Below are 12942 nucleotides of genomic sequence, written 5' to 3' on the forward strand. Positions count from 1 at the left end.
ATGTCGATCTTCTCCCAGGGCCTGCAGCCCGCGCCTGTCAATCACGTTGCCCTCACCCCGCTGAGCTTCATCGAGCGCACCGCCGCCGTGCACGGCGACTACCCCGCCGTGATCCACGGCTCGATCCGCCGCAACTGGCGGGAAACCTACCAGCGCTCCCGTCGCCTGGCCAGCGCCCTCGCCGGCCGCGGTATCGGCCAGGGCGATACGGTGGCGGTGATGCTGCCGAACATCCCGGCGATGCTCGAGGCGCACTTCGGCGTGCCGATGATCGGCGCCGTGCTCAATGCCCTCAACGTGCGCCTCGACGCCGAGGCCATCGCCTTCATGCTCGAACATGGCGAGGCCAAGGTGCTGATCACCGACCGCGAGTTCCACAAGGTCATCGCCGCCGCCCTGCAATTGATGGAACACCCGCCGCTGGTGGTGGATGTGGACGATCCGGAATACGGCGAAGGCTGCGCGGTCAGCGCGCTGGACTACGAGGCCTTCCTCGCCGAAGGCGATCCGGACTACGCCTGGCAGTGGCCCGAGGACGAGTGGCAGGCGATCTCGCTGAACTACACCTCCGGCACCACCGGCAACCCCAAGGGCGTGGTCTATCACCACCGCGGCGCCTACCTGAACGCGCTGGGCAACCAGATGACCTGGGCCATGGGCAACCACCCGGTGTACCTGTGGACCCTGCCGATGTTCCATTGCAACGGCTGGTGCTACCCCTGGACCGTGACCGCCCTGGCCGGGACCCATGTGTTCCTGCGCCGGGTCGATCCGCAGAAGATCCTCACCCTGATTCGCGAGCACCAGGTCACCCACCTGTGCGGCGCGCCGATCGTGCTCAATGCCCTGATCAACATGCCCGACTCGGCCAAGGCGGCCATCGATCATCCGGTCAATGCCATGGTCGCCGGCGCAGCACCGCCGGCCAAGGTGATCGGTGCAGTGGAGGAAATGGGCATCAAGGTCACCCACGTCTACGGCCTGACCGAGGTCTACGGCCCGGTCACCGTGTGCGCCTGGCATGCCGAATGGGATGAAAAGCCGTTGCAGGAACGGGCGCGGATCAAATCCCGCCAGGGCGTGCGCTACGCCACCCTCGAAGGCCTGATGGTCGCCGACCCGCAGACCCTGGAGCCGGTGGCCCGGGACGGCAACACCCTGGGCGAGATCTTCATGCGCGGCAACACGGTGATGAAGGGTTACCTGAAGAACCCCGAGGCCACCGCCGAAGCCTTCCGCGGCGGCTGGTTCCATACCGGCGACCTGGCGGTGTGCCATCCGGACGGCTACGTCGAGATCAAGGACCGGCTCAAGGACATCATCATTTCCGGCGGCGAGAACATCTCCACCATCGAGGTGGAAGACACGCTGTATCGCCACCCCGCCGTGCTGGAGGCCGCCGTGGTCGCCCGGCCCGACGAGAAATGGGGCGAGACGCCCTGCGCCTGGATCACCCTGAAACCCGGCTTCGAGGACACCCGCGAGACCGAGATCATCGCCTTCTGCCGCGAGCACCTGGCGGGCTTCAAGCTGCCCAGGACCGTGGTTTTCCGCGAACTGCCGAAGACCTCCACCGGCAAGATCCAGAAATACCTGCTGCGCGACTGGGCCAAGGCGCTCTGATTCCTCCTCCTTATTAGACACGAGAACCACGATGCCTGAATTCAATGCCCCGCTGCGCGATATGCGTTTCGTTCTCCATGAAGTGTTCCAGGGTCCGGCCCTGTGGGCACGGCTGCCGGCTCTTGCCACCGCGGTCGACGGCGAAACCGCCGATGCCATCCTCGAAGAAGCGGCGAAGATCACCGGCCAGCTGATCGCCCCGCTCAACCGCAGCGGCGACGAACAGGGGGTTGGTTTCGCCGGCGGCAAGGTCACCACCCCGGACGGTTTCAAGGACGCCTGGCGGACCTACCGCGAGGGTGGCTGGGTCGGCCTGGCCGGCAATCCGGAACATGGCGGCATGGGCATGCCGAAGATGCTCGCGGTGCAGTTCGAGGAAATGCTCTACGCCGCCAACTGCTCCTTCAGCCTGTATTCGGCGCTGAGCGCCGGCTGCTGCCTGGCCATCGACGCCCACGCCAGCGACGCCCTGCGCGCGCAATACCTGCCGCGCCTGTACAGCGGCGAATGGGCCGGGACCATGTGCCTGACCGAACCCCACGCCGGCACCGACCTGGGCATCATCCGCAGCAAGGCCGAGCCGCTGATCGACGGCAGCTACGCCATCAGCGGGACCAAGATCTTCATCACCGGCGGCGACCAGGACCTGACCGACAACATCATCCACCTGGTCCTGGCCAAGCTGCCGGACGCCCCCGCCGGGCCCAAGGGCATTTCGCTGTTCCTGGTGCCCAAGCGCATGGTCAACGACGACGGCAGCCTCGGCGTGGACAACGCGGTGAGCTGCGGCTCGGTCGAGCACAAGATGGGCATCAAGGCCTCGGCCACCTGCGTGATGAACTTCGATGGCGCCGTGGGTTACCTGGTCGGCGAGCCCAACCGCGGGCTGGCGGCGATGTTCACCATGATGAACTACGAGCGACTGTCCATCGGCATCCAGGGCATCGGTTGCGCCGAGGCTTCGTACCAGAGTGCGGTGGCCTACGCCCGGGATCGCCTGCAAAGCCGTGCGGCAACCGGCGCGCAGGCGAAGGACAAGGTCGCCGACCCGATCATCGTGCATGCCGATGTACGCCGCATGCTCCTGAGCATGCGCGCCCTGACCGAGGGTGGACGGGCCTTCGCCACCTACGTCGGGCAGCAACTGGATATCGCCAAGTACGCGCAGGACGCCGGCGAACGCGAAGCCGCGCAACGCCTGGTCGCCCTGCTGACCCCGGTGGCCAAGGCGTTCTTCACCGATACCGGGCTGGAAAGCTGCGTGCTCGGCCAGCAGGTGTTTGGCGGTCACGGCTATATCCGTGAGTGGGGACAGGAGCAGCTGGTGCGGGATGTGCGGATCGCGCAGATCTATGAAGGCACCAATGGCATCCAGGCGCTGGACCTGCTGGGGCGCAAGGTGCTGGCCGATGGCGGTCAGTCCCTGGCCTTGCTGGCTGCGGAAATTCGTGCGTTCTGCGAATGCGAGCCGCCCCACGCTGCCGAACTGCTGGACGCCCTGCAGCGCCTGGAAAGCACCAGCCAGTGGCTGCGCGAGCAGGTCGGCGCGGATGCCAATGCGGTGGGCGCGGCGTCGGTGGAGTATTTGCACCTGTTCGGCTACGTGGCCTATGCCTACATGTGGTCACGGATGGCCGCAGTAGCGACCGCCCATTACACCGACGAGCCGGACTTCTACCAGGCCAAGCTGGCGACCGCAGCCTTCTACTTCGCCCGCTTGCTGCCACGGGTACTGTCCTTGCAGGCCAGCATCCAGGCCGGTAGTGGAAGTCTGTACCAGCTCGATGCGGCGCAGTTCTAACCTCGTGGAAAACCCGGCTTGCCGGGTTTTCCCGACCATTGGTCGGTTTGTGCGGAAAAAATCGATTTTGCAGGGGATTTCCTGCAAATAAATCCCACAACTGATAGTGATTCGCCATGATCTCGGTTCCGATGGCCCGCCACGCAAGGGTAGAATGGTCAAAACCGGGAGTTTCAATGAATCAGGCCAGCCCCAGCGACGACGAACTCAATGCCATCACCGATGCCGCTGCGCATTGGTGCATGCGCTTGCACGCTGAGGACTGTACCGAAGAGGAACAGGCCGAGTTCGCCGAATGGCTGACCGCCAGCCCGCTGCACCGCCAGGAATACGAGGCGATGCAGGACATCTGGATCACCGCCGACCACCTGCCGCGTCCGCCCGCGCCTGCACAGATCCTGCAGTTGCCGGTGAAACCGCGGCCGCGCCCACAACGCGTGCGGCACTATGCCTCGGCGGCGGTCATCACCCTGCTGGCCCTGCCCCTGGCCGGCTGGATCGGCTGGGAGCAGGGCTGGCTGCCCAACGACTACCAGTCGGTGGAAAGCACCGACAGCCGCCGCACCGTGACCCTTGGCGATGGCAGCGAAGTCGAGCTGAACCTCGGCACCTCCCTGCGCTACATGAATTTCAAGGACCAGCGTCGGGTCACCCTGAGCAAGGGCGAGGCGTTCTTCAAGGTTCATCACGATACCCAGCACCCGTTCGTGGTTCGCGCCGGCAGCGGCCAGACCCAGGTCACCGGGACCCAGTTCAACGTGTGGAAATACCGCGACCAGGTCAAGGTGACCCTGGTGGAAGGTTCGGTGCTGGTCAGCAGCGAGAATTTCAAGCTGGGTAGCGGCTACCGTCTCGGCCCGGGCATGCAGGCGGCCTACCATGCCGGCGATCTCGAGCCGAGCCTGAACCAGACCTACGCCAACGACTCCAGCCTGGCCTGGCGCACGGGCAAGCTGGTGATCGACAATCTGACCCTCGACCAGGCCCTGCCGTTGATCAACCGCTATCTCGACAGCCCGCTGCGCCTGGCCGACGCCAGCACCGGCAGCGTGCGTATCAGCGGGATCTACAACACCAGCGACGTGAAGAAACTGGTGCGTACCCTGCCCAAGGTGCTGCCGGTGTACCTGACCCAGGACAAGAATGGCGACACGGTGCTGAACCGGATTTCGCCGCCGCCCAGGAAGGGCTGATAGCTCTTCATTGCCTGTAATTGCATGCGCCGCCGAACCTTGTGGGAGCCGGCGTTGCCGGCGATGAGGCCCTCAGCAACACCATCACTTCCCAGCCTACAACACCATCGCCGCCACCCACCCCGCCGCCAGCAGCGGAAGGTTGTAGTGGATGAACGTCGGCACCACGGTGTCCCAGATGTGATGGTGCTGGCCATCCACGTTCAGCCCCGAGGTCGGCCCGAGGGTCGAGTCCGACGCCGGCGACCCGGCATCACCCAGCGCCCCCGCCGTACCGACGATGCACACGGTGGCGATCGGATCGAAGCCCAGTTGCACGCACAACGGCACGAAGATCGCCGCAAGGATCGGCACCGTCGAGAACGACGAGCCGATGCCCATGGTCACCAGCAGGCCCACCAGCAGCATCAGCAGGGCGCCGATACCCTTGCTGTGGTCGATCCACAGCGCCGACGTCTCGACCAGGGTCTTGACCTCGCCCGTCGCCTTCATCACTTCGGCGAAGCCCGAGGCGGCGATCATGATGAAGCCGATCATGGCCATCATCTTCATGCCCTCGGTGAACAGGCTGTCGGTGTCTTTCCAGCGCACGATGCCGGACACCGAGAAGATCAGGAAACCCGCCAGCGCACCAATGATCATCGAGTCCAGCCACAACTGGATGATGAAGGCCGCAGCAATCGCACAACCGGCCACCAGCAGGGTCAGCGGGTTGTAGGTGACCGCCACTTGCTCGACCTGCTCGATCTTTTCCAGGTCGTACACGCGCTTCTTGCGATAGCTGAAGAACACCGCGATCAACAGCCCGGCGAGCATGCCCGCCGCCGGAATGGCCATGGCGTGGGTGACGTTGACGCCGCTGATGTCCACGCCGCTGCGGGCCACGTTGGCCAGCAGGATCTCGTTGAGGAAGATATTGCCGAAGCCCACCGGCAGGAACATGTACGGGGTGATCAGGCCGAAGGTGATGACGCAGGCCACCAGGCGACGGTCGATCTGCAACCGGGTCAGCACATAGAGCAGAGGCGGCACCAGCAGCGGGATGAAGGCGATATGAATCGGCAACAGGTTCTGCGAGGCGATCGCCACCACCAGCATCAGGCCGATCAGCAGCCACTTGACCTTGCCGCCCTTGCCTTCGCTCTGCCCGTGGAACATCGCCAGGGCGCGGTCGGCCAGGGCATGGGCCAGGCCGGACTTGGCGATGGCCACGGCGAAAGCGCCGAGCAAGGCGTAGGACAGGGCCACGGTAGCGCCGCCGCCGAGCCCGCCATTGAAGGCCTTGAGCGTGCCTTCGATGCCCAGCCCCCCGACCAGTCCGCCCACCAGCGCACCAATGATCAGGGCGATCACCACATGCACGCGGGACAGGCTCAGCACCAGCATGATGCCGACCGCGGCAATGACTGCATTCATTCTTTCCAGCCTCTTGAAACCATGAAAAAGCGACAGCGTCGGCGACAGATCTGCCCTGGGGCTCTGGCCGAATGACGGTATGTAATGTGGAAGGCGCACACTCTGAAGCAGCCCTCCCCCATTGTCAAAGCGCAGCGTCCCAGAGCGGTGCAAGGGTCGCCTGGATGACCGAAAAAGACGCAATTCAATTGAACGTTTGAATAAAGAAAACAGCCCGGCGGCCGATATAAGTCGGCATTGTCTATCTCTCTGGTTCAAAGGATTTCGCCAAATGTCGTTCAGACAGCTGTCCATCCAATGGAAGATCACCTCGCTGGCCGGACTTTGCCTTGCCGGCATCGTCACCCTGCTGGTCGGTCTTTCGCTGTATCGCATGGAACACACGACGGAGCTGGTCAAGGCCAGCAGCATGCAGATGCTCACCGAAGCGGCCGAGGGCCGCATCGAGTCCCAGGGCGAAGTCCAGGCACTGACCATCCGCCGCCAGTTCATGGATGCCTACCAGTACGGCGCCGGCTTCTCGCGCCAGGTGCTGTTCCTGCGCGAACAGGCGGAGAAGCGCTTCCTCGATGCCTTCGACCTGCGCGAGGACATGACCCGCCAGGTCCGCGCGGCACTCCAGGCCAACCCGGACCTGCTGGGCTTGTCGCTGGTGTTCGAGCCCAACGCGCTGGATGGCAAGGACGAGCTGTTCGTCAACCAGGACGCCCTGGGCAGTAACGAGACCGGACGCTTCGCCCTGTACTGGTCGCAGCCGACCCCGGGCCAGCTGACCTCCATGGCCTTGCCGGAAAAGGACATGGCCGACACCAGCATCGGACCGAGCGGCGAACCGGCCAACACCTGGTCGGTGTGCCCGCGGACCACGCGCAAGACTTGCATCACCGAGCCGTATTTCTATGAAATCGCCGGCCAGCAGGTACTGATGACCAGCATCGTGTTTCCGCTGATCGTGGCCGACAAGGTGATCGCCACCCTGTCCATCGACATCAACCTGAACAGCCTGCAGGCCCTGAGCAAGGAGGCCAGCGCGAAACTCTACGGTGGCCAGACCCGCATCGGCATCATCAGCCCCGCCGGGCTGCTGGCCGGCTACAGCCCGGATGCCAGCAAGCTGGCCCAGCGCTATGCCGACATCGACAAGGACAACGGCGCCGAACTGCTGCGCCTGCTGGGTGACGGCAGCGCACTGCACAGCCTGCAGAACGCTGGTCGCCTGAAAGTGCTCGCCTCGTTCTCCCCGACGCCGGGTGCCAAACCGTGGGGCGTACTGCTGGACGTGCCGGAAAGCGCCCTGACCGGCCCGGCCGAAGCGCTCAAGCAGGAGCTGGACCAGCGCAATACCAGCGGCGCGATGATCGAGCTGGTCCTGGGCCTGCTGGCCGCCGTGGTCGGCCTGCTGCTGATCTGGCTGCTGGCCCGCGGCGTGACCCGGCCGATCCTCCACGTCGCCCATCGCCTGCGCGAGATCGCCAGCGGCGATGGCGACCTGACCAGCCGCCTGGCCTACGACAAGCAGGACGAACTCGGCGAACTGGCTGGCTGGTTCAACCGCTTCCTCGACAAGCTGCAACCGACTATCGCCGAGGTGAAAAGCTCGGTCCATGCGGCACGGGATACCGCCGACAAGTCCTCGGCCATCGCCCGCCAGACCAGCGCCGGCATGGAGCAGCAATACCGCCAGGTCGACCAGGTGGCCACCGCCTCCCACGAGATGAGCGCGACCGCCCATGATGTCGCCCGCAACGCCGCCCAGGCGGCGCAGGCGGCGCGGGATGTGGACCAGGCCACCCGCCAGGGCCTGGCGGTGATCGACCAGACCACCAGCAGCATCGGCACCCTGGCCGCCAACATGAGCACGGCCATGGGTCAGGTCGAAGGCCTGGCGGACAACAGCGAGAAGATCGGTTCGGTCCTCGAAGTGATTCGCTCCATCGCCGAGCAGACCAACCTGCTGGCGCTCAACGCGGCCATCGAGGCCGCTCGCGCCGGTGAAGCCGGGCGTGGTTTCGCGGTGGTCGCCGACGAAGTGCGCAACCTGGCCCAGCGCACCCAGGAGTCGGTGGAGGAAACCCGGCAGGTGATCGAGCAATTGCAATCCGGCACCCGCGAGGTGGTGGGCGCCATGGACAGCAGCCATCGCCAGGCCCAGGGCAGCGTCGAGCAGGTCGGCCAGGCAGTGACTGCGCTGCGCCAGATCGGCGAGGCGGTGGCAGTGATCACCGACATGAACCTGCAGATCGCCAGCGCCGCCGAGGAACAGAGCGCGGTGGCCGAGGAAATCAGCGGCAATGTGGCGACCATTCGCGATGTCACCGAGTCGCTGTCGCAGCAGGCGGAAGAATCAGCGCAAGTCAGCCAGGCGCTGAACAGCCTGGCCAACCAGCAGCAGAGCCTGATGGATCACTTCAAAGTGTGACGGTGACGGGGCGGGGTTTCAGCGCCCCGCCCTTCTCGGTAATTCGATATGCACCCGCAGGCCGCCCTGCGGGCTTTCCCGCAAGTCCATCCGGCCGTGCCAGGCCTCGACGATATCGCGCACGATGCCCAGCCCCAGGCCATGTCCGGCGACCTGCTCGTCCAGCCGCGCGCCGCGCTCGAGCACGCCTTGGCGCGCGTCCTCGGGAATCCCCGGGCCATCATCGTCAACCCACAGCAGATAGCTGTCCGACGTGCGGCGGATACCCAGGCAGACTTCGCTGTCGGCCCACTTGCAGGCGTTGTCCAGCAGGTTGCCGAGCAGTTCGAGGAGGTCTTCACGGTCCCAGGGCAACGACAGGCCGGGCGGTGCGTCGCGGCGGATCAACAGCCCGTCGCCATGGATCATGCCCAGGGTCGAGAGCAGACCGGGGAGTTCGATATCGCAATCGAAATGTGCACCGGGCAAGGCATCGCCGGCCAGGCGGGCGCGATTGAGTTCGCGGCTGAGGCGCTGCTGGATCTGCTCCAGTTGCTCGCGCAATTGCGCGGCCAGCTCGGGCGAGTCCTTCAGACGTTCGCTGGAGGCCAGGCTGAGGAGTACGGCCAGCGGCGTCTTGAGCGCATGGCCGAGATTGCCCAAGGCATTGCGCGAACGGCGCAGGCTATCTTCGGTGTGGGCCAGCAGGTGGTTGATCTGCGCGACCAGGGGTTCCAGCTCGCTCGGAACTTCGCTGTCCAGTTGCGTGCGCTTGCCCTGCTGCAACTGGGCAATCTGCTCGCGGGAGCGTTCCAGGGGGCGCAGCGAGCGCTTGACGATCAGGCGCTGCAACACCAGCACCAGCACCAGTGCCAGCAGGCCGAGTCCCAGGCCGATCTGCTGCATGCGCCGGAAGCCGTCGCGCATTGGCGTGTAGTCCTGGGCGACGCTGACGGAGATGGCCTCGCCCTGGCGCCGGTAGTCCGCGCGCAGCACCAGCAACTGCTGGCCTTCCGGGCCGAGCTCGAGACCGTCATGCAGGCCGGCGCTTTCGGGCCTGGGCAGTTCGGTGTCCCACAGCGAGCGGGAACGCCAGGCCTTGTTGTCGAAATCGATGCGGAAGTAGTAGCCGGAGAATTGCCGGTTGTAGGCGGCGGAGATGCGTCGCTGGTCCAGCTCGATACCATTGGGCCCCTGGACCAGGGCCATCAACAGGTTTTCGCTTTCCTTGCGCAGGCCACTTTCCAGGTAGCGGTGCAGGCCCACCTCGAACAGCCAAAGGCTGACCTGGGCCAGCGCCAACCCGACCACCACCAGGGTTCCGACCAGGCCGAGACTCAGGCGCGACTGAATCGACTTCACTGCACCGCCCCACCGAACCGATAGCCCTGGCCGCGATGGGTTTCTATCACGCTGCGGCCGAGCTTGCGTCGCAGGTGATTGACGTGGACCTCGAGAACATTGGAGTCGCGCTCGGTCTCGCCGTCATAGAGGTGCTCGGCGAGATGGCTCTTCGACAGGATCTGTTGCGGGTGCAGCATGAAGTAGCGCAGCAGGCGGAATTCCGCAGCGGTCAGCTGGACATTCTCGCTACCGCGGCTGACGCACTGGCGGCCTTCGTCCAGATGCAGGCCGGCGGCCTCCAGGGTCGGCTGGTTGGCCAGGCCACGGGCGCGGCGCAGCAGGGCCTGGATGCGCAGTTGCAGCTCTTCGGGGTGAAAGGGTTTGCTCAGGTAATCGTCGGCGCCCGCCTTGAGCCCCTCGATGCGGTCAGCCCAGGAGCCGCGCGCGGTAAGGATCAGCACCGGGGTGACCAGCCCGCCGCTACGCCACTGCTGCAGGACTTCCAGCCCGGGAATGCCGGGCAGGCCGAGATCCAGCACGATCAGGTCATAAGGCTCGCTCGCGCCCTGGTACACGGCGTCACGGCCGTCGGCCAGCCAGTCCACCGCATAACCCTGGCGTTGCAGGCTGGCCGTGAGTTCATCGGCGAGCGAGACGTTGTCCTCGACCAGTAGCAGACGCATCAATCATCTTCCTCATCTTTGAGCAGGGTGCCGCTGGCGGCGTCGAGCTTGATTTCGCGCACCACGCCTTCCGTGGTGAGCAGCTCGACTTCGTAGACATAGACATCGTCATCCTCTTCAAGCTCCGCTTCCAGCAGGCGCGCCCCGGGGTAACGGCCCAGGGCGGCTTGCAGGAGTTGCTCCAGCGGCAGGATGACCCCGTCGCGGCGCAGGGTCAGGGCCTCGTCCTGGTCGAGGTCGCGAGCCAGGGCCAGCGAACACACGGCCAGGAGTGCGAGCAAGGGCCAGCGGATGCTGTGCGCCAGGCGCGCCATCAGCTGTCCTTGGCGTTCTTGAGGATTTCGCCGGTCTTGGCATCCAGGTCGACATCCCACTCTACGTTCTGCGCGTCACGCAGTTCGACCTTGTAGATGTAACGGCCGTATTCCTCTTCCAGCTCGCTGTCGGTGACGGTCGCACCGGCGTGCTGCTCCAGGGCCTTTTGCTTCAGGGCATCAAGGGACTGGATCTGCTGGCTCTGGACCAGCTTGACCACCTGGTCTGGCTGCACGTCCTTGGCGAGAGCAACGTTGGCACTCAGGGCCAGGGCGGCGGTAGCGAACAGGGCAGTAAGAGCTTTCATGATGTTTCTCCATCGTGATCAATCGGGTACGGTGGAAAGTCTACCCAGCCGAACTTAATTGAAGCTGAAAACAGCTGGCGACATGATAGCGCGGCGCGACACGCTTTATACTCGCCCGTCCACCTGCAGCGAGGGTTTTCCATGACCGCGATTCACAGCCCGTATCCTGCGCTGACCCTGAAGGCCGGCAAGCGTGCCCTGGCGCGGATTCGCCAGCACGGCCTGGACGCGGCGGACGTAGGCGTGTTGCCCGGCGCGGCAGGCGGTCCGAAGGCCCTGGGTATCCAAGGGCTGGACCTGGCGTTGTTCGGCGAGTGGTTGCCACGGGCACCACGGGAGCGAGCGCTGATTGGCGCCTCCATCGGTTCCTGGCGGTTTGCCAGCGCCTGCCTGCCGGACCCGGCTGCCGCGCTGCGCCGGCTGGGCGAGCTGTATACCGCGCAGGACTTCGCCAAGGGCGTGACCCAGGCCGAGGTCAGCCGCAGTTGCCAGCGCATGCTCGACGACCTGCTCGAAGGCCGCGATGCGAGCATTCTCGACAATCCGCTGTATCGCTTGAACATCATGGTGGTGAAAAGCCACGGCCTGCTTGCCGACGATCATCGCGGGCGCCTGGGGCTGGGGCTGTCCTCGGTGATCGCCGACAACCTGATCGGTCGGCCGCGACTGGCCAGGCATTTCGAACGCATCATTCTTCACGATGCCCGTAGCGCCCCGCCCCTTGGCGCACTGACCGACTTCCCGTCGCGCTGCCTGCCGCTGGCCACCGGCAACCTGCGCCATGCCCTGCTGGCTTCGGGATCGATCCCGATGGTCATGGAGGGCGTTCGTGATATTCCGGGAGCAGGCTCTGGCACCTACCGCGATGGGGGCCTGCTCGATTATCACCTCGACCTGCCCTACCGCGGTGAGGACATCGTGCTCTACCCGCACTTCACCGACAAAGTCATTCCCGGCTGGTTCGACAAGGCGCTGCCGTGGCGTCGCGGCGATGCCGGGCGGCTACAGGACGTGGTGTTGCTGGCACCTTCAGCGCAGTACCTGGCTCGCCTGCCCTTCGGCAAATTGCCTGACCGCAGCGACTTCAAGCGTTTCATGGGCGATGCTGCCAGTCGCCAGCGCTACTGGCATGCGGCGATGAGCGAAAGCCAGCGCCTGGGCGACGCATTCCTGGAGCTGGTCGAGCGCGGCACCCTCGGCGACCATCTGCAACCCTTGTAGTGACCTTGCTGGTAAACTGCGCCCCAGCATTGGCTTTCAGAGTTGGATATTGTGGAAATCTTCAAAGAATTTACCTTCGAATCGGCGCACCGCCTGCCGAACGTTCCCGCTGGCCACAAGTGCGGTCGCCTGCACGGGCACTCGTTCAAGGTTGCCCTGCACCTGACCGGCCCGCTCGATCCGCACACTGGCTGGATCCGCGACTTCTCCGAGATCAAGGCGATCTTCAAGCCGCTGTACGAGCAGTTGGATCACAACTATCTCAACGATATCCCTGGCCTGGAGAATCCGACCAGCGAAGTGATCGCCAAATGGATCTGGGACCAGGTCAAGCCACTGCTGCCAGAGCTGAGCAAGGTGCGGATCCATGAGACCTGCACCAGTGGTTGCGAGTACACCGGCGACTGATCTGTTGCTGCGCTTCACGAAAAGGGCTTGCTCTGGTTACCAGGCAAGCCCTTTTTTCATGCCGTGGTCTTCTGAACGCTGAAAAGACAAAACCCCTACCTGCATTCGCAGATAGGGGTTTCGGAATTGAATCTTGACGATGACCTACTCTCACATGGAGAAGCTCCACACTACCATCGGCGATGCATCGTTTCACTGCTGAGTTCGGGATGGGATCAGGTGGTTCCAATGCT

General features: G+C 64.7%; 11 protein-coding genes, 1 rRNA gene and 1 pseudogene. 7 read left to right on the forward strand and 6 right to left on the reverse strand.

Annotation, left to right across the window (positions count from 1 at the left end; all coding sequences use genetic code 11):
* From PSEMO_RS12025 to PSEMO_RS12035, 3 genes are all read left to right on the forward strand, one after another.
* On the forward strand, nt 1-1623 hold the full coding sequence (locus PSEMO_RS12025) for an acyl-CoA synthetase (protein ID WP_075803292.1): 1623 nt from the start codon (nt 1-3) through the stop codon (nt 1621-1623).
* A gap of 31 nt (nt 1624-1654) precedes the next feature.
* Complete coding sequence (locus PSEMO_RS12030) at nt 1655-3424, forward strand: acyl-CoA dehydrogenase C-terminal domain-containing protein (RefSeq protein WP_075803293.1); 1770 nt, start codon at nt 1655-1657, stop codon at nt 3422-3424.
* Between the two features lie 176 nt (nt 3425-3600).
* On the forward strand, nt 3601-4617 hold the full coding sequence (locus PSEMO_RS12035) for a FecR family protein (protein WP_075803294.1): 1017 nt from the start codon (nt 3601-3603) through the stop codon (nt 4615-4617).
* 96 nt (nt 4618-4713) lie between these two features.
* Here the strand turns inward: PSEMO_RS12035 and PSEMO_RS12040 are convergent, their stop codons facing one another.
* Entirely contained in the window at nt 4714-6033 is a 1320-nt protein-coding gene (locus PSEMO_RS12040; protein WP_075803295.1) for a Na+/H+ antiporter family protein, read from the reverse strand.
* Between the two features lie 592 nt (nt 6034-6625).
* On the opposite strand from PSEMO_RS12040, the pseudogene PSEMO_RS34255 reads away from it, so the two are divergent.
* Nucleotides 6626-7594: pseudogene (locus PSEMO_RS34255) on the forward strand (HAMP domain-containing protein); the annotation flags it as partial.
* 102 nt (nt 7595-7696) lie between these two features.
* Nucleotides 7697-8452 (forward strand): methyl-accepting chemotaxis protein, encoded by a 756-nt coding sequence (locus tag PSEMO_RS34260; protein ID WP_372239115.1) that lies wholly within the window; start codon nt 7697-7699, stop codon nt 8450-8452.
* 18 nt (nt 8453-8470) lie between these two features.
* On the opposite strand, the gene PSEMO_RS12050 is transcribed toward PSEMO_RS34260, so the two are convergent.
* Genes PSEMO_RS12050 through PSEMO_RS12065 form a run of 4 tightly spaced genes read right to left on the reverse strand, consistent with a single transcriptional unit; the run spans nt 8471 to nt 11080 of the window.
* Complete coding sequence (locus tag PSEMO_RS12050) at nt 8471-9793, reverse strand: sensor histidine kinase (RefSeq protein WP_075803297.1); 1323 nt, start codon at nt 9791-9793, stop codon at nt 8471-8473.
* A complete protein-coding gene (locus tag PSEMO_RS12055; RefSeq protein ID WP_075803298.1) occupies nt 9790-10458 on the reverse strand; it encodes a response regulator transcription factor in 669 nt (222 codons plus the stop codon). Before PSEMO_RS12055 ends, PSEMO_RS12050 begins: the two co-directional genes overlap by 4 nt.
* On the reverse strand, nt 10458-10772 hold the full coding sequence (locus PSEMO_RS12060) for a PepSY domain-containing protein (RefSeq protein ID WP_075803299.1): 315 nt from the start codon (nt 10770-10772) through the stop codon (nt 10458-10460). The genes PSEMO_RS12055 and PSEMO_RS12060 overlap by 1 nt, the downstream gene beginning before the upstream one ends.
* Nucleotides 10772-11080, reverse strand: coding sequence for a PepSY domain-containing protein (locus PSEMO_RS12065; protein ID WP_075803300.1), 309 nt, complete (start codon nt 11078-11080; stop codon nt 10772-10774). The genes PSEMO_RS12060 and PSEMO_RS12065 overlap by 1 nt, the downstream gene beginning before the upstream one ends.
* Nucleotides 11081-11221: 141 nt before the next feature.
* Here PSEMO_RS12065 and PSEMO_RS12070 point away from each other — a divergent pair, with 141 nt between their 5' ends.
* Nucleotides 11222-12301: a patatin-like phospholipase family protein gene (locus tag PSEMO_RS12070; RefSeq protein ID WP_075803301.1), complete on the forward strand. Its 1080-nt coding sequence runs from the start codon at nt 11222-11224 to the stop codon at nt 12299-12301.
* Nucleotides 12302-12352: 51 nt separating this feature from the next.
* Nucleotides 12353-12709, forward strand: a complete 357-nt coding sequence (gene queD / locus PSEMO_RS12075; protein ID WP_009401082.1) for a 6-carboxytetrahydropterin synthase QueD — start codon at nt 12353-12355, stop codon at nt 12707-12709.
* A 131-nt stretch (nt 12710-12840) separates the two neighbouring features.
* Here the strand turns inward: queD and rrf are convergent.
* A 5S ribosomal RNA gene (gene rrf, locus PSEMO_RS12080) occupies nt 12841-12942 on the reverse strand; the annotation flags it as partial.

Source organism: Pseudomonas putida, from assembly GCF_001941965.1.
In the GTDB taxonomy this organism is placed as follows: Bacteria; Pseudomonadota; Gammaproteobacteria; order Pseudomonadales; family Pseudomonadaceae; genus Aquipseudomonas; species Aquipseudomonas putida_L.